This is a genomic window from Rhodococcus sp. P4_F5, assembly GCF_056401315.1.
Window position 1 is genome coordinate 37,691 of record NZ_JBFUJP010000002.1, and the last position, 19,122, is coordinate 56,812.

At 71.3% G+C, this 19,122-nt stretch carries 17 protein-coding genes; 5 read left to right on the plus strand and 12 right to left on the minus strand.

Going from position 1 to position 19,122, the window contains the following annotated elements; all coding sequences use genetic code 11:
* Nucleotides 1–22 precede the first annotated feature (22 nt).
* From AC1DU4_RS02150 to AC1DU4_RS02165, 4 genes are all read right to left on the minus strand, one after another.
* A complete protein-coding gene (locus AC1DU4_RS02150; RefSeq protein WP_477837572.1) occupies nucleotides 23–3,601 on the minus strand; it encodes a protein kinase domain-containing protein in 3,579 nt (1,192 codons plus the stop codon).
* A 187-nt stretch (nucleotides 3,602–3,788) separates the two neighbouring features.
* Entirely contained in the window at nucleotides 3,789–5,510 is a 1,722-nt protein-coding gene (locus AC1DU4_RS02155; protein ID WP_477837464.1) for an Ig-like domain-containing protein, read from the minus strand.
* 38 nt (nucleotides 5,511–5,548) lie between these two features.
* Nucleotides 5,549–7,285 carry an Ig-like domain repeat protein gene (locus AC1DU4_RS02160; RefSeq protein WP_477837465.1) on the minus strand — a complete coding sequence of 579 codons (1,737 nt, stop codon included), beginning with the start codon at nucleotides 7,283–7,285 and terminating at the stop codon, nucleotides 5,549–5,551.
* Nucleotides 7,286–7,528: 243 nt separating this feature from the next.
* Entirely contained in the window at nucleotides 7,529–7,732 is a 204-nt protein-coding gene (locus tag AC1DU4_RS02165) for a cold-shock protein (protein WP_072843309.1), read from the minus strand.
* A 556-nt stretch (nucleotides 7,733–8,288) separates the two neighbouring features.
* Between AC1DU4_RS02165 and AC1DU4_RS02170 the strand changes: the two genes are divergently transcribed.
* Nucleotides 8,289–8,690: a hypothetical protein gene (locus tag AC1DU4_RS02170; RefSeq protein ID WP_477837466.1), complete on the plus strand. Its 402-nt coding sequence runs from the start codon at nucleotides 8,289–8,291 to the stop codon at nucleotides 8,688–8,690.
* 316 nt (nucleotides 8,691–9,006) lie between these two features.
* Nucleotides 9,007–9,618, plus strand: coding sequence for a hypothetical protein (locus AC1DU4_RS02175; protein WP_477837467.1), 612 nt, complete (start codon nucleotides 9,007–9,009; stop codon nucleotides 9,616–9,618).
* Nucleotides 9,619–9,725: 107 nt separating this feature from the next.
* Here AC1DU4_RS02175 and AC1DU4_RS02180 read toward each other — a convergent pair whose 3' ends face one another.
* The gene (locus tag AC1DU4_RS02180) at nucleotides 9,726–10,106 is read right to left on the minus strand and encodes a hypothetical protein (RefSeq protein ID WP_072843305.1); all 381 of its coding nucleotides are present in this window, start codon (nucleotides 10,104–10,106) and stop codon (nucleotides 9,726–9,728) included.
* 179 nt (nucleotides 10,107–10,285) lie between these two features.
* Here AC1DU4_RS02180 and AC1DU4_RS02185 point away from each other — a divergent pair, with 179 nt between their 5' ends.
* The gene (locus tag AC1DU4_RS02185) at nucleotides 10,286–10,753 is read left to right on the plus strand and encodes a PaaI family thioesterase (RefSeq protein ID WP_477837468.1); all 468 of its coding nucleotides are present in this window, start codon (nucleotides 10,286–10,288) and stop codon (nucleotides 10,751–10,753) included.
* 33 nt (nucleotides 10,754–10,786) lie between these two features.
* Here AC1DU4_RS02185 and AC1DU4_RS02190 read toward each other — a convergent pair whose 3' ends face one another.
* Entirely contained in the window at nucleotides 10,787–11,377 is a 591-nt protein-coding gene (locus tag AC1DU4_RS02190; RefSeq protein WP_477837469.1) for a helix-turn-helix domain-containing protein, read from the minus strand.
* Between the two features lie 47 nt (nucleotides 11,378–11,424).
* On the opposite strand from AC1DU4_RS02190, the gene AC1DU4_RS02195 reads away from it, so the two are divergent.
* The gene (locus AC1DU4_RS02195; protein ID WP_477837470.1) at nucleotides 11,425–12,285 is read left to right on the plus strand and encodes a class I SAM-dependent methyltransferase; all 861 of its coding nucleotides are present in this window, start codon (nucleotides 11,425–11,427) and stop codon (nucleotides 12,283–12,285) included.
* Nucleotides 12,286–12,309: 24 nt separating this feature from the next.
* On the opposite strand, the gene AC1DU4_RS02200 is transcribed toward AC1DU4_RS02195, so the two are convergent.
* Entirely contained in the window at nucleotides 12,310–12,969 is a 660-nt protein-coding gene (locus AC1DU4_RS02200; protein ID WP_477837471.1) for a DUF305 domain-containing protein, read from the minus strand.
* Nucleotides 12,966–14,483, minus strand: coding sequence for an LVIVD repeat-containing protein (locus AC1DU4_RS02205; protein WP_477837573.1), 1,518 nt, complete (start codon nucleotides 14,481–14,483; stop codon nucleotides 12,966–12,968). Before AC1DU4_RS02205 ends, AC1DU4_RS02200 begins: the two co-directional genes overlap by 4 nt.
* Before the next feature lie 200 nt (nucleotides 14,484–14,683).
* On the opposite strand from AC1DU4_RS02205, the gene AC1DU4_RS02210 reads away from it, so the two are divergent.
* On the plus strand, nucleotides 14,684–15,241 hold the full coding sequence (locus tag AC1DU4_RS02210; RefSeq protein ID WP_477837472.1) for a TetR family transcriptional regulator: 558 nt from the start codon (nucleotides 14,684–14,686) through the stop codon (nucleotides 15,239–15,241).
* Nucleotides 15,242–15,323: 82 nt separating this feature from the next.
* Here AC1DU4_RS02210 and AC1DU4_RS02215 read toward each other — a convergent pair whose 3' ends face one another.
* The 4 genes from AC1DU4_RS02215 to AC1DU4_RS02230 form a co-directional block, all read right to left on the minus strand.
* The gene (locus AC1DU4_RS02215) at nucleotides 15,324–16,235 is read right to left on the minus strand and encodes an SDR family oxidoreductase (protein WP_477837473.1); all 912 of its coding nucleotides are present in this window, start codon (nucleotides 16,233–16,235) and stop codon (nucleotides 15,324–15,326) included.
* Between the two features lie 101 nt (nucleotides 16,236–16,336).
* Nucleotides 16,337–17,500, minus strand: coding sequence for a thiolase family protein (locus tag AC1DU4_RS02220; protein WP_477837474.1), 1,164 nt, complete (start codon nucleotides 17,498–17,500; stop codon nucleotides 16,337–16,339).
* A 30-nt stretch (nucleotides 17,501–17,530) separates the two neighbouring features.
* Complete coding sequence (locus AC1DU4_RS02225) at nucleotides 17,531–18,310, minus strand: crotonase/enoyl-CoA hydratase family protein (protein ID WP_477837475.1); 780 nt, start codon at nucleotides 18,308–18,310, stop codon at nucleotides 17,531–17,533.
* Nucleotides 18,307–19,071: an SDR family NAD(P)-dependent oxidoreductase gene (locus tag AC1DU4_RS02230; protein ID WP_477837476.1), complete on the minus strand. Its 765-nt coding sequence runs from the start codon at nucleotides 19,069–19,071 to the stop codon at nucleotides 18,307–18,309. Before AC1DU4_RS02230 ends, AC1DU4_RS02225 begins: the two co-directional genes overlap by 4 nt.
* Nucleotides 19,072–19,122: the final 51 nt, after the last annotated feature.

Here is a 19,122-nt window from a genome sequence, read left to right on the forward strand (position 1 = left end):
CCGACCGCGTGGGAGGGCGCCCTCAGTCGTCGGCGGGCTCGGCGGCGGAAGTGCCGGAGCCGGGGCCACCGGACTCCGCCTCGGCCAACGCGACGACCCGGTCGAGGAACTCGCCCGGGACCTCGGAGCGGCTCGCGTCCCACCGTCCGGCTCGCAGGTCCGCCTGCAACGCAACCAGGCCCCGGTGGACCAGCGGACCGCCGTCCACCAGGTATCGGACCATGCCGTGGTCGGCGCAGGTCGCCGCGGTCGCCGCCAGTACCGTCTTGGCCTCGTCGTCGTGGCCCGCCGCGAACAGGCAGGCGGTGAGCAGCCGGTTCGCCTGCAGCAGCACCCGGTTCCGCCCGCTCGGCGCGAGCCGTGCCACCCATGCGCGGGCCAGGCCCAGTGCCTTGTCGGCGTCCTCCGCGGTCCCGGACCGCAGCAGCAGCCGCGCGGCGGTCGCGTCCTCGAGCTGGGCGGTGATCTCTGCGATCCCGTCGATCGGGGGGACCCCGGCCGGTCGCAGGGTCTCGATCTGCGGTGGGCGCGGCGGGACGGTCACGTCGAGCCCGAGGAGGACGCGTTCGTTCTCGATGCGGGCCCGTAGCCGGGGCAGGTCCAGCGTCGCCGCGGCGCGCGCGCCGTTCGCCAGCCGGGCCGCCGCCGCCGGCAGGTCGCCGTGCAGGGCCTTGATCCGGGCGCCGATGACGTACCGCGCCAGCATGAAGTCGACGGCGCCGCCCTCCGCGCCCAGTTCGCAGCTCTCGTCGAGTAGCTGCTCGGCCTCGGCCACCTTGCCCTGCTCGTAGAACAGCTCGCCGAGCAGCGCCCCGGCCAGCCGGGCGGCGTGCGACTGCCGGCCCGCCGACTCCTGGGCCAGCTGCAGTGACTGCCGGAACAGCTTCTCGGCCCGGACCAGGTCGAGCTGCTCGTTGGCCCCGATGCCGGCGAAGCAGAATCCGATCGTGGCGCTGAACGGCCCACCCAGTCGCCGGTAGTGGTCCTCGCTCCAGTCCTGCCAGTGCCGGACACCGTCGAAGTCGAACCGGCACAGCGCCGCGATGGACGCCAGGTTCGCCGCGGCCGCGACCACCCACGGCGGCCGGCCCTCGGGCCGCGCCAGGCACTCGGCCGCGAGCTTGTCGGACACCACCAGCCGGTCCAGGTGTGCGGCCATCACGCCACGCACCACATTGGCCTCGATCCGCAGTTCTGCTCTGTTCTCGGAGCCCGGGTGGGCCCGCACCGCGGTGCGGCCGACGTCCAGTGCGGCGCGTGCGGCCTCGGGTCGTTGCAGCAGCACGTTCGCCCAGGCCACCGCGAGCTGCAGCCGCGGCCGCGCGACGTTCGCCGCGGGCAGCTTGGCGACCAGCCCGAGCAGGGTCGACATCCTGGAGTGCTCGATCAGGTGGTAGCTGTCGCGTTCGACGAGCTCCACCGCCCGGTCGGGATCGCCGCCGAGCAGGGCCTGGTCGACGGCCTCGCCGGTCAGGCGCCGCTCCGCGAACCACTTGGACGCGGCGAGGTGCAGCTCCGCGGTCCGGCCCGGTTGATCGCGCTCGAGCCGGCGCCGGAGGTACTCGGCGAACAGGTGGTGGTAGCGGAACCACTCGCCGCGGGCATCGACACGGTGCAGGAACAGGTCTCGATCCTCCACCTCCTCGAGGATTGCCTGGCCACGCTGTACCCCGGCCAGCGTCGAGGCGAGGGACGCGCAGGTCTGTTCGCTGRCGGAGGTGGTCAGCAGGAAGTCGAGCATCTCCGGTTCCAGGGCGTTGAGCACGTTCTCCGCGAGGAACTCGCCGATGGCCTGGTGCCCGGCCAGGTGCTCGATGATCTCGGCCAGGCGGGCGGGACGCTCGTTGCCCCGCAACGACAGTGAGGCCAGTTGCAGCGCCGCCGCCCACCCGTCGGTGGACCGCAGCAGCCCCTCCACGTCGTCGGCGGCGAGCTGCAGGCCACCGAGGTCGACCAGCAGCTGCCGCGATTCGTCGGAATCGAAACGCAGTGCGGTGGAGTCGATCTCGATCAACTCGTCGTCCAAGCGCATCCGGCTCATCGGCAGTCCTGCGCGGTTACGGCTGGTCACAACCACCTGTAGGTGGTGGCAGCCGTGCTGGATCAGGTAGCCCAGCGCGGCGACGGTGGCGGGGCTGCTCACCCGATGCCAGTCGTCGATCACCAGCGCGACGCGACGGCCGGCGGAGTGGATCTCGTTGACCAGCGCCGTCAGCACGTAGGCCTCCGCGTCCTCACCGTGGTCCTCGAGTACCTGTCCCAGTTCCTCGGCGAGGGTCGGCTGGACCCGCCGGATCGCCTCGACGAGGTGCGAGAGGAACCACACCACGTTGTCGTCGTCGTGGTCGACGGTCAGCCAGGCGACGGCGACGTCCTGCTGGGCCAGCGCGGCGCTCCACTGCGCGGCCAGGGTGGACTTGCCGTACCCGGCGGGGGCGTGGATGACGGTGAGCCGGCGACGATCTCCGACCCGCAGCAGGTCGATCAGCCGCTCGCGCGAGACCAGGGCGCGGACCGGGGTGGGCGGCCGGAAGCGCGTGGCGGGCGCCGGCGGCGTCAGGTTCGTGGTGTGGCGGCGGCTGGCGTAGGACAGCCGGCGGGACCGGCCGGAGAGGTAGCCCGTCGTATCCGCGACCGCGGGCCGCAAGACGGTCGCGTCACCGTCGCGGCTGTCGGGGAGGACCTCCGACTCGGTGCCGCTGGGCAGTGCCATCTCGTCGACATCGAGTCCGTGCCTGCGCTCGGTCGCCTGCAGCGCGTGGCCGAACTCGGCGGCGGAGGCGGGCCGGACCTCGGGGTCCTGCGCCATCGCCTCTTCGATCACGTTGCACACGTCGGACGGGATGCCGTCGGTGCGCAGGTCGGGGATCGGTTCGCGGGTGATCCGCAGGAACTGAGACACCACCTTCTCGCCCTCGCGGCGCTCGAAGGCGGCATGCCCGGTCAGGGCGCAGAACAGCGTGGCGCCGAGGCTGTAGATGTCGGCGGTGCGGTCGGGCGTCCGTCCCGCGAGCACCTCCGGGGCGGTGAAGGCGGGGGAGCCGGTGACCGCACCGGTGGCGGTCTCGAATCCGCCCGAGATGCGCGCGATGCCGAAGTCGGTCAGCTGCGGTTCGCCGTAGTCGGTGAGCAGGATGTTCGCCGGCTTCACGTCCCGGTGCAGGGTGCCGGCGCGGTGCGCGCACTCGAGCGCCCCGGCCATCTTCACCCCGACCCGCAGCGTCGCGGCCCAGTCGAGAGGGCCCTGCTTCCTCAGCAGTTCTTGCAGGGAGTTGCGCGGGTGGTACTGCATCACGATGTACGGCCGGCCGTCGGAAGTGGCGCCGACCTGCAGGATGTTGACGATGTGGGGATGCCCGGAGAGCCGTCCCATCGCCTGCTGTTCGCGCAGGAACCGTTCGAGGTTGTCCGGGTCGAGTGCGCCGCTGAGCACCTTCACGGCGACCTCACGGTCCAACGCGGCCTCTCGGCACCGGTACACCACGCCGAAGCCGCCGCGGCCGATCTCCTCGGCGTCGACGAACCCGGCAGCATGAAGTTCCGCCACGACGCCCGGCGCGGACTCGTGCGGGTGACCGGACATCGACTCAGCCCCGTACATGGCTTCGGGCGCGTGTGTCTCGCCCAACCGAATGACCCGTCCTCATCTGATCACCTCTTGGTGCAGAGTCCTCTTCAGGGTAGTCCGGGCCGGGGCGGGAGGAAGCCCGTTGACGGCGGCAAAAAGCCGGCAGCGGGCACGTCGTGGTGACGTGCCCGCTGCCGGGATCAGAGGTGGTGCGGTGCGGTCAGGACGATCCGAAGAGGCCGTCCGCCGAGCCGGCGCCGCCGGTTCCGCCGCCGGGGGTCTCGACGGCGGTCACGTTGACCACCGAGGCGTCCGACGACGAGCCGAGGACGCCGGCCGCGCCGCTGTACACGGCGGTGACGCCGTGCGCGCCGACCGCGGTGAAGCTGTGGGTCAGCGTCGCGGTCCCGCCGGTCACCGGGACCGGTGCGCCGATCGCGGTGGTGCCGTCGAAGAACTGGACGGTGCCGCCGGCCTGGCCCGGGGCCACGGTCGCGGTGAGCGTCGCGGCCTGGCCCGCGGTCGCGGTGGCCGGGGCGTCGAGCGTGGTCGTGGTGCGGACCTCGTTCGGCGCCGGGACCGCCACCTCGATGCTGCGGGCGGCGGCGGTGGACGCCGTGAATCCCTTGGCGCCGTTGAAGGTTGCGGTGATCGAGTGCGTCCCCGCGGTGGTGAACTCGTGGGCCAGGGTGGCAACGGAACCGGCGACGGCGACGGGCGCGCCGATCGCGGTGGTGCCGTCGAAGAACTGGACGGTGCCGCCGGCGGGAGCCGGGTCGACGGTCGCGGCAATGCTGACGGCCACCCCGGTCTTGGCGTGGCTCGGCGTGGTCAGCACGGTGGTGGTGTCGCGGACGACGGTGCTCACGGTGACGGTGCGGGCCGCGGAGGTGGAGGCGGCGACGCCGGGTGCGCCGAGGTAGACGGCGGTGACGGTGTGCGTGCCGTCGGTGTCGAAGACGTGCGGGAGCTTCGCGGTGCCGCCGGTGAGCGCGACCGGTGCGCCGAGGTTCACGTCGCCGTCCTTGAACTGGACGGAGCCGCCGACGGTGGCCGGGCTCACCGTGGCGATGAGGTCGACGGTCGCGCCGTTGTCCGCGGTCGCGGGGGCCGCGAGCGTGGTCGTGGTGGCGGTGTCCGGGCGGGCGACGACGTTGATCGTCGCCAGCGGGCCGGCGCCGGCGTTCAGGGCCGCGCCGCCGCTGTCGCGCGGTGAGCAGCGGGTCGCGGACCAGTAGGACACACCGAAGACGGGGTCCTTCTCGTGGACCAGCGAGGTGTAGAAGTTCTCGTCAGCCTTGTAGTTTCCGGCGTTGCCGGTGGTGCGGACCTTCGGCTCCACGACGGATCCGACGGGGCCGGCCACGGCCGTCACCTCGATCGCCGGTAGCCGGTAGGTGGTGTCACCGCTGGCGTTGACGACGATGCCGCCCTCGGCGCCGTCGTTGCTGCTCGGCCCGTTCCCGACGGTCTCGTTGCCGCCGGAAAGGCGCAGCACCTGCCCGGCCGGATCCGGGTTGCCGTTCTCGGCGACCCGCAGCACGGACGGCGCCTTGCCGGCGAGGTTCACGGCGGTGCCGGGAACCACGGCGGCGGAGACGAACTGTGCGCCTTCGGGGATCTCGTAGTCGAACTTGAGCCGCGAGACGCTGGCGCGGTTGCGCAGGTTCTCGCCCTTGCCCGGCAGCGTCATCGCATTCGGCTGCAGCCGGTAGGTGAAGGTGTCGCCGGTGATCACGGTGGCCGGGGCGTCGACCGTGACGCCGGCCGCGATGGTCTTGTCGGTGGTGTCGAGCAGGCTCTTGAACTTGCCCCAGCAGGCGGCGGTGAAGTCGGTGTTGGTGGGTGCGGCGGAGGCGGGGGCGGCGAACAACAGCCCGCCGGTGGCCATCCCGGCGGCCGCGAGGACCGCCACTGCGCGGCGCATGGGCGCGTGCGACATGAGTACTCCTGAGGTGGTGGTGCGAGGGTGGCGGGTGGTCACGAGCCGAACGGCAGCGAGGCGGAACCGGTGCCGCCGGCCCCTCCGTCGCCCGTCTCGGACGCGGTCACGGCAAAGGGAGCGGAGGTGGAGGCCACGTAGCCGGCCGCACCGCTGTAGACGGCGGTGACGGAATGGCCACCCGCGGTGGTGAAGGTGTGCGGCAGGATCGCCGCGCCGTTGACCACGGTGACCGGTCCGCCGATCTTGTCGGTGCCGTCCATGAACTGGACGGTGCCGCCCGCGGAGGCGGGGGAGACGGTGGCGGACAGGTCGACGGACTTGCCGACGGTGGCCGTGGGCAGGGCCGTCACCTTGGTGAGAGTCGCGACGTCGGACGGCGCCGGGGCGCTGACGTCGACGGTTGCCGAGGCCGACTGCGAGGCCGCGAAGCCGAGCGAGCCCTGGTAGGACGCGGTGATGTTGCGGTGGCCTGCGCCGGCGAAGTTGTGTGCCAGGGTGGCGACGCCACCGACGACCTCGACGGGCGCGCCGATCGGGGTGTTGTCCTCAGCGAACTGGACGGTGCCGCCCTCGGGTGTGGGCGAGACCGTCGCGGACAGGGCGACCGCGGACCCGGAGGTCGCGGTGGCGGGCACGGTCAGCGTGGTCGCGGTCGGCGCGGCGACGACCGCGGCGGGCGCGACGTTGACGGTCTGGGCCGCGGAGGTCGAGCCGGTGAACCCGTCGGCGCCGTTGAAGACGGCGGTCAGGGTGTGCGCGCCTTCGGTGGCGAAGGTGTGGCGCAGCGCGGCGGTGCCGCCCACGACCGTGGCCGGTGCGCCGATGTTGGTGTTGCCGTCCTTGAACTGGACGGTGCCGCCCGCGGGGGCGGGGGCGACCTCGGCCGAGAGGGTGACGGCGGCGCCGATCGTGGCGTCGGCGGGCGCGGTCAGCGCGGTGGTGGTGTCCACGGCGGGCGCGACAACCTGGATCGTGGCCAGCGGCTTGGCGCCGGCGTTGAGCGCGCCGCCCTGGCTGTCCCGGGGCACGCAGCGGGTGGGCGCCCAGACGGTGCCGACGACCGGTGCCGACGCCTTGGCCAGCGAGGTGCTGTAGTTCTCGTCGGCGTTGTAGCCGGCGGCGTTGCCGCTGGTACGCAGCTTCGGGGTGATGGTCCCGGGAGCGACGGCGGTGACGGTGACGTCGACCGCGGGCAGCTGGAAGACGCTGTTGCCGCCGGAGTTGGCGGTGCCGTCGAGGTTCTTCTTCCACTTGGGCGCGCGGATGCCGCCCTCGCTGTCACCGCTGCTGCTCGGGCTGTTGCCGATCACCTCGTTGTTGCCGGACAGCCGCAGGATCGGGCCGTTGGCGTCCACGCTGCCCGCGTTGTTCACGCGCAGCACGTTGGGGGCGATGTTGTCGAGGTTGGCGCCGGTACCGGGCACCACGGCGGCGCTCACCAGGGTGGTGTTGGCCGGGATCTCGAAGTCGAACTTGATCCGGGACAGGTTGGTGGTGGTGCCGCCGGACTGCGAGTCCGGGTAGGAGCCGGGACCGTGCTGGATCCGGTACGTGAACGTCTCGTTAGGGGCGACGGTGGCGGGGGCGGTCACGGTGACGGACGCGCCGGCTACCTGGTGCTGGGGGCCGGCGAACTTCGAGGGGGTGGCCTGGCAGGCGGTCTGGAAGTTGACGGTGCCGGCGTTCGCGGGGGCGCCGATCAGTGCGAGTCCTGCGGTGAGGGCGACGACGCCGATGGGCGCGGCGGTGCGGTGCAGGCTGGATCGAGGCATGGGTATACCGGTCTCTCAGGTGGTGATGGGCGGAGATTTGAGAGAAAGTAGAACATGTTCTAACCATGTTGATGATACGAATGAGTCGGACAGTTGTACGCCCGTCCCAGTTGTGCTGTCGGGGTGGGTGCTCAGGGGGCGGACGCGGACAACGCAAAGGGCGCCTCCGTGAACGGAGGCGCCCTTCGGTGGTCAGGTGGACGCGTCGCCGAGTCGGCGAGGTCCCCTAGACGAAGTCGCTATTTAGACGGTGCGAACGCCGGTGGCCTGCGGGCCCTTCTGGCCCTGGCCGATCTCGAACTCCACGCGCTGGCCCTCGTCGAGGGTCTTGAAGCCGCTGCCCTGGATCTCGGAGTAGTGCACGAACACGTCGGGTCCGTCACCGTCCTGCTCGATGAAGCCGAAGCCCTTTTCGCCGTTGAACCACTTGACGGTGCCTTGTGCCACTTTTTTACTCCTGTTACTGCGAGCCGAACCTCAGGTCGAGGATCCCGGTCTCGACTACAGAGTGCCACCTCGCGGCCGCCGCGTCTACGGCGGGTCTATGCTTTGAGGTTCACCGCGCCGGGTTTGCAGTGCTCCGGGGCATTATGTGGCCTTGATCACATAACGCTATATCCGCACTGGTGCCGGCCTCCCGGGGGCCGTGGCGAGGGGCGGTCGGCCCTGCTTCGGTCGGTCCTGAACTCGGTCGACCGGGCAGCCGGCCGGTCGTCCGTGCCGCCGTCGCCAGGGCCGGGCTGTGGCCGCCCGCATCCGCGTGCCGGGGCCTGCGGATTCCGTTCCGAGTCGGGTCATTCCTCATGATTGATTGCAGTTTGAACGACCCGCGCAGTCGCGGGGCAGGTCGATGTGAGACCGAGATGCTCTCGGTCTCACCTGATTTGGGCGGCTCCGGGGTGGAGTGTCGAACTCGGCGGGATCCGGCGTGCTGCCATACCCTCAGGGGGCGCTTTCCATGACTCGAAGCAGGGCCGCCGACAGTAGGGGATTTCGTATGAGCATGACTCGAAAGTCATTGTCCGTATTCGCATTTGCCGGCGCAGCCTGCCTTGCCCTTGCGCCCGCGGCGTCGGCGGCAACCGGCTACCAGATCACCGCCGTGCCGCCGATCGGAACCATCTACTCCGACACCGTCACGACCCTTGCGGTCGTGGTCGCCCCCAGCCCCGTCGGTGCGGCCGGATCCACCCCGGTCGTCATCGACATCACCGAACCCGACGGCGACCACCGCACGCTGACGGCAGCGCTCACGCTGGGTGGTGCGACCGTGGCCACCTCGGTGCACGAGGCCGGCCGCTATGTCGCAGTCCTCACCTTCGCTCCGCCGGTCGGCGATCCTGCCACTGCCACAATGGCATTCGACGTCCTGGAGTCGCCGTTCGGCACCGGAAGCGCATCGTAGCGCTGGGTGCGGCGGGCCTGCGGCGGCATACTCGCTCGGCAAATTCGGCTGCGTCTCCCGGTTGCCGCGATCGCCGGAAGAGGTTTCGGCACAGCGTTTTCGGAGGATCCTCCCCGGGGCGAGTGCGCTCACGAGCGGTCGAGCTGACTGGCGGTCCGTGACCCCTTGCATCGGCTCGGGCCTGCGCGAAGGATTGGTGTTGTGGTGGCCGCCGCCGCGGGCCGTGTGGTGCCCGCTGAACGGTGGACCGCGACGTGCCGGCCACCGGAGATCGCGCTCACGGCGGGGCCGCGTTGCCCCGCCCGAGGAGGCAGACATGTTCATCCAAGTCATTCAGGGAAAGGTCGCAGACGAGGCGGGCCTACGCCGGTGCATGGACCGCTGGACCGAGGAACTGCAGCCGGGGGCGACCGGCTACCTGGGCTTCACCTGCGGAACGTCCGACGACGGGACGTTCATCATGCTGGCCCGGTTCGAGTCCGCGGACGCGGCTCGCCGGAACAGTGAGCGGCCGGAACAGGGCGTGTGGTGGGCCGAGACGGAGCGCTGCTTCGACGGTCCCTGCACCTTCATGGACTGCCCGGACGTCACCGAGTGGATGGGTGGCGGCTCGGACGATGCGGGTTTCGTACAGGTCATGGAGGGGCACACGCCCGATGCGGCCCGGCTGCGGGACGTGCTGACGCAGGCGGGCGATCCGGTCCACCGGCTGCGGCCGGAGATCATCGGCGGCACCCTCGCGGCCGACGCCGACGGCGACTACGTCGAGGCCGTGTACTTCACCTCCGAGTCGGACGCACGCACCCACGAGAAGGTGGAGATCCCCGACGACCTGCGATCGCTGTTCGAGGAGGAGCGGAACCTGATGGGGGAGGTGTCCTATCACGACCTGCACGAGCCGATGCTGGTCTCGGCGCGCCGGAAGTGACACTGGCGCACGGCGATGGAGCCCCCGGAGTGTCGGGGGCTTCTCCGGTGGAGGGGGACGAGGCGCGGCCCGCGCCGGGTCTCGGCTGGGCGGCCGCGGCCGGCCGGTCAGGGCAGCGGCAGGACGTGGGTGTGTGACTTGACGGCTTGCAGTAGTTCACGCCGCGACAGGGTGTGCGGGCCGCAGGCGCAGCGGGCCGGGACGGCGTCGTCCTCGAACGCGGTCGCCGCGAGCATGTCGACGAATTCGGAGCCGAGGCTGTCTCCGTGGTGAGCGGTGTCGACGAAGTCGCGCGAGCCGTGTGCGTGTGGTCCGCCCCCGGACACCAGTGCGGGGCCTTCGGGCGTCTTGTAGACGGTGGCCACCCGATGGCTCGACGGGCAGGTGACCCGGACCAGGGCGTGGTCGCTGCGCTGAGGACCCAGGGCCTCTACCGCTGCCCGGGCGGTCCGGCGGCGTTCGGATGGTGTGATTTCCAGGGTGTTCATTCCTCAATTGCACACCCGGAAGGCCGCGTGTCCAAGGGGGAATCTGCCAACGGTGGCAGTACCTCGTTGTCGCCGACCGATGGCATCGAAGTTGATACCGTGACGCGCAGTTCGTCCGCGGCGGCCGCCGTCGACGACTGTCCAGCCGTGATCCACCCATCAGAGGGGACGCCACAGCGATGTCCGTTACCAGTGAGAATTCCGAGTTCGCCCAGGCCGTGAACGGCGTCGTCGAGGCGGCGATTCCGGTGGTGCACAACATGGGTGTGCGGGCGACCTCGGCCAGGAGGGGGTATGCGTCGAGCATGGTCCCGGTCGAGGGGAACGGCAACCACTTCGGCGTCATGTACGCGGGTGTGCTGTTCACGGTCGCGGAGATGCTCGGTGGGGCGATCGCGGTGGCCTCGTTCGACGGGACCCGCTACTACCCGTTGGTGAAGGACCTGAGGATCACGTTCAAGCGCCCGGCGACGTCGGACGTGCGCGCCGAGGCGACGCTGGACGAGGACACGATCATCCGCGTCACGCGGGAGGCGGACGAGGCCGGAAAGTCCGACTTCACCCTGGAGTCGACGGTCACCGACGCCGACGGCGTGGTCGTTGCGGTGACGACGGGGCTCTACCAGTTGCGCGCGATCGGGCGGTAACCAACCGGTCCTGTCCCCTTGGGGCACGGACGATCACGGCTGCGGAGCGTCGTCCGAGGTGTGTAGGTGGGCCCGCTCTCCGTCGCGGTCGAAGATGGTGAGGATCTCCACGGGGCCGTCGTGCGCGCAGATGGCGTGCGGGACCATCGTCGAGAACTCGGCCGCCTCACCCGGCTGGATCAGCAGGGTCCGCTCACCCAGGTGCAGCCGCACCGTGCCGGACAGCACGGTGAACCACTCGCGGCCGGGGTGCACACCCAGCCGACCTTCGCCGGTCGACCGCTCGGCGGTGATGCGCATCTTCGCCACGGTCACGCCGTTCAGGGCGCCCTCGCGGGAGAGCAGCCAGATCGTCTGCCCCCGCGTGTGCTCCGGCTGCGGCCGGATCACCACATCCTCGTCGTCGGCCGACTCGACGAGCTGATCGAGCGTGGTGCCGAGGGCACGCGCAATGGGGACCAGCTGGTCGAGCGCGATCCGGCGGTGCCCGGTCTCGATGCGGCTCAGGGTGGAGGGGCTCAGGAAGCAGCGGGCGGCGAGCGCGTCCAGCGACCAACCCCGGGCCAGCCGCAGGCCGCGGATGCGCTGGCGGATCAGGGCGTCCACATCGGTTTCTTGCGTCATAGGCAATATGGTATGCCTGTTGCGCATTTCGGCCCTACTGTGGAGGCATGACACAGCACGACCACCACGACCGCCACCGGAGCCACGGCCACGGGCACGGGCATCACAACGACGCGGATCTGGCGGACCTGCTGGACCTGGACGCCGAGGTGCACGGCTCCTACCTCGGCGACCTGACCGAGTGGCTGGGACGCCACACTCCCGACGCGCCGAGCACGATCGTCGACGTCGGCGCGGGGACGGGCACCGGCAGCCTCGCGCTGGCGAGGCAGTTCCCCGCATCCGAAGTGATCGCGATCGACCGGTCGCCGGTGATGCTCGACCGACTCCTGGCGGCCGCCCGCGGGCGGGGCGTGGCCGAGCGGATGCGCGTCGTGCAGGCCGACCTCGACCTCGGCTGGCCCGCCGCAGTCGGTGGGGTGGACCTCGCCTGGGCGGCCTCGTCGCTGCACGAGGTCGCCGACCCCGACCGGGTGCTGCGCGAGATCCACGACGCACTGAACCCGGGCGGCCTGCTGGTGGTCGTCGAGATGGACGCGCTGCCGCGCTTCCTGCCGGACGACCTGGGGACGGGCACGCCCGGGCTGGAGGCACGCTGCCACGAGCTGCTGGCCAAGGCGGAGTGGAACGCACACCCGGACTGGCGGCCGCACCTCGGCCGGTCCGGCTTCGAGGTCGCCGAGCAACGCAGCTTCGCCGTCGACGCGAACCCGGCACCGCCGCGCACGGGGCTCTATGCGCGCGCCTACTTCACCCGCATCCGTGCGTTCCTCGACGGCCAGTTGGACGCCGACGACCTGGCCGCGCTCGACCACCTCCTGGACGACGAGAACCCCGGCTCGCTCCTGCGCCGCGGCGACCTGACGGTCCGGGGCAGCCGCACCGCCTGGGCGGCGCGTCGCCCCTGACTGGCGATCCGCCGGCCGGATCGCCTAAGGGAGGGGTTGCCCGCCGCGCTGGGCCAGGAGGACGCTCATCAGCCCGGCCTCCTGTCGCTGGGTCGCCATCATGTCGCGAGCCGCCTGCTTGACCGGTCCGCCGGTGAGCATCGCGTCGGCGGCCTGTGCCATCGCGACGCCACCCAGGTGGTGGCGGTACATCAACTGGAGGAACAACACCTCGGCGTCGCGGCCACGGGCGGCGGAGAGGGCGTCGAGTTCGGCCATGGTCGCCATGCCGGGCATGAGACCCGACGAGGGGTCGGATGCGGCCGAGGGTTCCGGATGGTGGTGTGCGCCAGCGGCATCCGCCGTCATCCAGGACATCGGCTGCCGGTTGGTGGGCGACGCATCGGCGAGGCGAAGCCAGCCGAGGAGCATGCCGATCTCCACGGACTGGCTGTCGTGGATCTGCCGGGCCAGTGCGGCGATACCCGGTTCGACGCCCGGATCGAGGCGCTGTGCCATCTGCATGGCCTGCTGGTGGTGAGCCGCCATGTCCTGAACGAAGCCGATCTCGGTGGCGCTGAGCACCGGGTCGGCGACGGGCGGGTCCGCGGGGGCGACCAATGGCCGCAGGGCCGCGCCGATCACCAGCAGCAGCACTGCCAGCGACGTGAACGCGACCCCGCGCACGAGGGTGGACCTCGTCATGACCCGAGGGTCGACCGCTGGTTCGCCGGCGGGGTGTAGACGTCCTCGTCGAGGTGCAGGGCGAGGAAACCGTTGTCGGAGCAGGTGACCCAGAGGTCGTTGCCGCGCCACTCCGGCGGCGACATGCACCAGTCGGTGGACAGGTCGCCGCCGAGGGTCATGCCGGTGCGCGTGCTCTGTGCCTGGGCGGGATCGAACTCTCCGCGCTCCTTGGCCGCCGGCACGGCGAGTGCAGCGAGCGCGGGGTATCCGAGGATCGAAGCCAAGGCGTGTGGCGAGTTCCAGCGCTCCAGGTTGCGGCCCTTCATGGCCGGCGGATTGAAGTAGCCGATCTCCTTCGCCGCGAACGGATCTCGGACGTCGAACACCCGGATGCCGGAGGAGGCCCAGCCGCAGGCGAGGGCCGTCGGATCCACCGGCCGGTCCGCCGTGCAGTAGTGCGAGTCGTAGGCGAACGCCGATCCGCCCGAGGCCGACGCCATCTGGCTGTCGATGTTCTCGGGGAGGTTGATCTCGAGCTTGATGCCGCCGACGATCTTCGGGTTGGCGTCGTCGGCCACGTCGATCAGCTTGACGCCGCCGGACGCGCCCTCGTCGACGGTGAAGATGTACGGGTGGCCGTCGTAGGTCACCGGGACGCTGTGCTGGGTGGCGAATCCGTCGGTCCACGTCATCTGGGCCAGCACGGGCACCTGCGGATTCGGGTCACGGCGCTGCACCGCGCTGGTGTCGAGGACCCTGAGGCCGCCGGCGTTGTCCGCCAGGTACATCCGGTTGCCGTCGGGTCTCATGCCGAAGCCGTGCGACGACGGGCCGGACAGGCCCTGCCAGATCACCCGCGGATTCGACGGATCGGTCAGGTCGACCGCGCTGACGAGTCCCGGGACAACTCCCGCAGACCAGTAGGTCATGCCGTCGGGCGAGAACCCACCCTCGTGGGAGGTGATGGGCAGCGGCATCTGCAGGTTGGTGCCGGTCCCCGGGTTGAGCAGCCGAGGGTGTGCGCAGTCGGAGATGTCGTACACCGAGAGCAGGCCGGACCCGGTGAGCGCCGGAACACCGGTGCCCACCAACAGCTTCCGGCCGGAGTGGACCTTCAGGCTCTCCCACGTGCCGGCGAGCATGGCCGGCTCGGTCAGATTCACGGTGGGGACCGGGTTGGTGGGGTCGGAGACGTCGAGGACCTGCACGCCCGGGGCGGGCCCGAGCAGGTCGCCGGGGAAGATGGTGCCCAGGTAGGCGCAGTGGTCGAAGCTGGCCGAGATGATGCCGGCGCCGCGGCCGGCGAACCCGCCGACCCGGGAGATGTTGCAGTTGTAGCCCTCGGTGCTGCGTCCGCTGTCCCGGTCGGCCGCGGGCACGTCGCCCTGCATTCCCGTCTCCGGTCGTGAGCCCGGTCCGCAGTCTGCCGACTTGGCCACGCTGCGGCCGACCTCGTGCGACTCGATCACCACACCCGAGGTGTCGGGTGGTGGTGCGGCGGCGTCGCTGACGACCGGCAGCAGCAGCGCCATGGCGGCTGCGCCGGCGACGGCGCGAACGGCGTTCAAGGACTTCACGTTTCGATTCCCCTCAAACCGGACACCTCTGTCCGGATGGAAATGCAGTGTGCGTCACACCGGGTGGCGGAGTCAATAGTGTGGGCCGGGCCCGGTGCGCGCCGCGGCGCGCACCGGCGGTCGACCGTGCGCTCGGCGTCATTAGGCTGGCGGGCGTGAACTCTGTGCGTCGGGTCAACCGAGGACCCAAGGCCGCCGCGGAGAACCGCGCCGCGATCGTCGTCGCCGCGAGAGAAGTGTTCGCCGAGCACGGCTTCGACGTGCCGATGAGCCTGATCGCACGCACCGCCGGCGTCGGCCAGGGCAGCCTCTACCGGCACTTCCCGAGCCGGGACAGTGTCGTCCTCGCGGTGTTCGAGGAGAACATCGCCGTGGTCGAGGAACTGGCACTCCGGCCCAATTCCACCCTCGACGACCTCCTCGACGCGCTGGTCGAGCAGGTAACCACTTCGACCGCGTTCATCGCGATGGTGCGCCCCATCGGCACCGACGATCCCCGCATCATCGAGGTCAGCGGGCGGCTGACCGCACTGCTGGCCGGCAAGCTCGACGGTGCACGCCGCGATGGCGCGGTCCATGAGGACGTGGACGCGGGCGACGTCGTCCTGGCGCTGGCGATGTTCGCGGCCATCCTGATCGAGGCGGACGAGCCGACCCGGCGCGAGGTCGCGGCGCGGGCGTGGTGGATGCTCCGGCGCGGGCTGCGGCCGTAGCGTCACCCGCCGGACCAGTCGGTGCGCCGGGGTAGTCGGGCGGCGCGAGCTCCACTCACCCCCATCGCGAGGACCAGCCCGCTCAGCGCCAGTCGTCGACGGGTTCGGGGCTGCCGGCGGCCATGTGGCCCCAGCAGTCCGGCCGACTGCCGTCGACGTCGGTGTGGCCGTAGGTGACTGCCAGCCCGTGCGAGGTGAGCACCTGCCCGGCGAACCGGCGGCGATCGGGATCGGCGGCGAGCGCGGCGACACCGCGGGCCACGAAGGCGGGCGACTCGGAGATGGCGAAGCCGGGTTCCGCGACGAGGGCCTCGCGCCAGGTCGGCTCGGTCACCCGGTAGATCTCGAGCATTGCCTCCGACCGGATCCAGCCGGGAGTGACCGCGACACAGGTGGTGTCGGTGTCGGCGAGTTCGACGGTCATGCCCGTCATGATCCGCTCGACGTTGGCCTTGACGAGGTCGTAGTAGGGGCCGACCAGCTGCCGGTAGTTCTGGTTGTACTCGTGGGTGCCGTCGGTCATCTCCACGACGAGGCCGGCGCCGGTCTCCAGGACCAGCGGCATCGCCCGGGACAGGGTGATCAGGTGCGTGTGCACGCCCATCTCCAGCATGCGCAGACCGCCGGCGAGGTCGTGCTGCCAGATCGGCTTGTTCCACTCGGCGTAACGGTCACCGCCGAAGATGTCGTTGACCAGGACGTCCAGCCGTCCCCGCTCGGTCCGGATCCGGTCGATCAGCGCCTCGACCTGGCCCACGTCCAGGTGGTCGACGCGCAACGCGGTGCCGCTGCCGCCGGCGGCCGCGATCAGGTCGCCGGTCCCCTCGATGGTCTCCGGCCGGTCGATCTCGGAGCGGCCGTGGTCCCTGCTGCTGCGCCCGGTCGCGTACACGTGCGCACCCGCCCGGGCCAGTTCGACCGCGATCGCCCGCCCACAGCCGCGGGTGGCCCCGGCCACCAGTGCCACCCGTCCGTCCAGTCGTCCCGCTGCCACTCGACAAGTAAGGGGTAGCGGGACAACTGGTGTCAACCGCTCGACCGCGGCTGCCGGGGGTGGTGTCCCGCGCGGAGGGCACGCCCGCGCGGGACACCGGGTCAGTTGGCTACGGCCAGGTTCTCGAAGATGGTGGCGTTGGCCATGCCGCCGCCTTCACACATGGTCTGCAGTCCGTAGCGCACTCCCTCGGCGCGCATGTGGTGGACGAGGGTGGTGGCCAGACGGGCACCCGACCCGCCGAGCGGATGGCCGAGCGCGATCGCGCCGCCGAGGGGGTTCACCCGGTCCTCGGGCGCCCCGGTGGCTCGCAGCCACGCGCCGACGACGCTGGCGAACGCCTCGTTGACCTCGAACGCGCCGATGTCGTCGAGGGTCAGCCCGGCCCGCTCGAGCACCCGCGCGGTGGCGGGGATCGGACCGGCCAGCATCGTGACGGGGTCGTCGCCGACCACCGTCGCGGTGTGCACCCGGGCGATCGGGGTGAGCCCCAACTGACGGGCCCGCTCGCCGGACATCACCAGCAGCGCGGCCGCGCCGTCGGAGATCTGCGATGCGTTGCCCGCGGTGATGCGGCCGTCCTCGGGGAAGATCGGGTCCAGCTGGCCCAGCTTCTCGAGGGTCGAGGCGCGGCGAATTCCCTCGTCGGACTCGAGCTTCGTCCCGTCCGGGAGGATCACGGGTGCGATCTCGTCGGTGAAGCGCCCCTCGTCGACGGCGCGGGCCGCCCGCTGGTGTGAGCGCAGGGCGTACTCGTCGAGCCAGGTGCGGCTCAGCTCGTACTTGGTGGCGATGGACTCGGCACCGCGAATCTGGTTGAACTCGATTCCGCCGTAACGCTGCTTGATCGCGTCGCTGTTGGCGTCGCCGAGGCCGACGCGTCGCGCCGATCCCATCGGGATCCGGGTCATCGACTCGACGCCGCCGGCGACCGCGATGTCGTACTGGCCGGAGATCACGCCCGCGGCGGCGAAGTGCAGCGCCTGCTGGCTGGAGCCGCACTGACGCTCGATCGTGGTGCCCGGCACCGACTCCGGCCAGTTCGCGGCGAGGACGGCATTACGGGCGATGTTGCCGGCCTGCTCGCCGACCTGGCCCACGCAGCCCCACACGACGTCGTCGACCAGACCGGCGTCGACGCCCGCCCGGTCGAGCAGCGCGTTCAGGACGGTCGCGGACAGGTCGACGGGGTGGACCTCCGCCAGGCCGCCCTTGCGGCGCCCGACGGGGCTCCGGACGGCTTCGACGATGACTGCATCACGCATGGTGTGTTCCTGTTCTGTCGTTCTCGGTGATCACGTCGCGGTCCAGGTCGGGGCGCGGCGTTCGGTGAACGCGGCCGCCCCTTCCCGCGCGTCGTTGGAGCCGAACACCGGCATCACGATCTGCCGGGTCCGCTCGAAGTGCTCCGCAACCGGCCAGGCGGGGGACTCGTCGACGACCCGCTTGCTGGCCTGGACCGCGAGCGGTCCGTTGGCGGCGATCTCCTCGGCGAGCTCGATCGCGGCCGCCAGCACCGCGGACTCGGGGGCGAGGCGGTTGACCAGGCCGAGCGGGTGCAGTTGCGCGGCGGTCATCGCCTTGCCTGTGAGCACCATCTCCAGCGCGATTGCCCGGGGCAGTCGCGCCGGCAGCCGGGTCAGCCCGCCCGCCGCGGCCACCAGGCCGCGCCGGACCTCGGGCAGGCCGAACGTCGCGGTCGGCGCGGCGACGACGAGGTCGGCGGCCAGCACGATCTCGAAGCCGCCGGCGAGGGCGTTGCCCTCGACGGCCGCGACGAGCGGCTTGCTCGGCGGGGCCTCGACCAGTCCGGCGAACCCTCGACCCTCGATGCGGGGACTTTCGCCCCGCAGGAAGGCCTTGAGATCCATTCCGGCGCAAAAGTTTCCGCCCGATCCGGTGAGCACGCCGACCCGCAGGCCCGGGTCGGTGTCGAGCAGGTCGACCGCCGCGGCGACCGCCTGTGCGACCTCACGGTCGACCGCGTTGCGGGCCTGCGGGCGGTTGAGCGTGATCACCAGGACCGGTCCCACCCGCTCGGTCAACACGACCGGTGCGGGTGCCGCGTCGGTCATCGCGGGGCCATCCGGATCGCGCCGTCGAGGCGGATCGTCTCGCCGTTGAGCATGCCGTTCTCGATGATGTGCGCGGCCAGCGCGGCGAACTCGGAGGGCTCGCCGAGGCGCTGCGGGTGCGGGACCGAGGCGGCCAGCGCGTCACGGATGTCGTCGCGGGCGTTGAGCAGCAGTGGCGTGGCGAAGACGCCGGGCGCGATGGTGCACACCCGAATCCCGACGCCGGCGAGGTCGCGGGCCGCGGGCAGGGTCATGCCCACCACGCCGGCCTTGGAGGTGGCGTAGTTGATCTGCCCGATCTGCCCCTCGTAGGCGGCGACGGAGGCGGTCAGCACGCACACGCCGCGGTCGCCGTCCTGCAGCTCGTTCTTGGCCATCGCCTCGGCCGCGAACCGCAGCACGTTGAAGGTGCCGATGACGTTGAGCCGGATGACCGACTCGAACGGCTCGAGGTCGGTGGCCTTGCCCTCCTTGGTGAGGATGCGCATGGGCCGACCGCGGCCGGCGCAGTGCACGACGGACCGCACCGGGCCGCGCTCGGAGGCGGCGGCGAACGCCGCGGCGACCGCATCCTGGTCGGTCACGTCGGTCGGGACGAACTGCGCGGCCGGGCCCAGCGCCGCGGCCTGCTCGGCCCCGGCCGAGCCGGGAAGGTCGAGGAGGGTGACGGTGGCGCCGGCTTCGACCAGGCGGGTTGCGGTGGCCAGTCCGAGTCCGGATGCGCCGCCGGTGATTACGGCGTTGGTGTCCTTGATCTGCATGTCGATGATCCTTCGATGCGGTCCGGGCGCGGGGCGTCCGGGGTGGGAACG

Bases quoted from the DNA above. Each gene is read 5' to 3' on its own strand.
- AC1DU4_RS02155 (WP_477837464.1), bottom strand. From the start codon at position 5,510: ATGTCGCACGCGCCCATGCGCCGCGCAGTGGCGGTCCTCGCGGCCGCC.
- AC1DU4_RS02160 (WP_477837465.1), bottom strand. From the start codon at position 7,285: ATGCCTCGATCCAGCCTGCACCGCACCGCCGCGCCCATCGGCGTCGTC.
- AC1DU4_RS02170 (WP_477837466.1), top strand. From the start codon at position 8,289: ATGACTCGAAAGTCATTGTCCGTATTCGCATTTGCCGGCGCAGCCTGC.
- AC1DU4_RS02175 (WP_477837467.1), top strand. From the start codon at position 9,007: ATGTTCATCCAAGTCATTCAGGGAAAGGTCGCAGACGAGGCGGGCCTA.
- AC1DU4_RS02180 (WP_072843305.1), bottom strand. From the start codon at position 10,106: ATGAACACCCTGGAAATCACACCATCCGAACGCCGCCGGACCGCCCGG.
- AC1DU4_RS02185 (WP_477837468.1), top strand. From the start codon at position 10,286: ATGTCCGTTACCAGTGAGAATTCCGAGTTCGCCCAGGCCGTGAACGGC.
- AC1DU4_RS02190 (WP_477837469.1), bottom strand. From the start codon at position 11,377: ATGACGCAAGAAACCGATGTGGACGCCCTGATCCGCCAGCGCATCCGC.
- AC1DU4_RS02195 (WP_477837470.1), top strand. From the start codon at position 11,425: ATGACACAGCACGACCACCACGACCGCCACCGGAGCCACGGCCACGGG.
- AC1DU4_RS02200 (WP_477837471.1), bottom strand. From the start codon at position 12,969: ATGACGAGGTCCACCCTCGTGCGCGGGGTCGCGTTCACGTCGCTGGCA.
- AC1DU4_RS02205 (WP_477837573.1), bottom strand. From the start codon at position 14,483: ATGGCGCTGCTGCTGCCGGTCGTCAGCGACGCCGCCGCACCACCACCC.
- AC1DU4_RS02220 (WP_477837474.1), bottom strand. From the start codon at position 17,500: ATGCGTGATGCAGTCATCGTCGAAGCCGTCCGGAGCCCCGTCGGGCGC.
- AC1DU4_RS02225 (WP_477837475.1), bottom strand. From the start codon at position 18,310: ATGACCGACGCGGCACCCGCACCGGTCGTGTTGACCGAGCGGGTGGGA.
- AC1DU4_RS02230 (WP_477837476.1), bottom strand. From the start codon at position 19,071: ATGCAGATCAAGGACACCAACGCCGTAATCACCGGCGGCGCATCCGGA.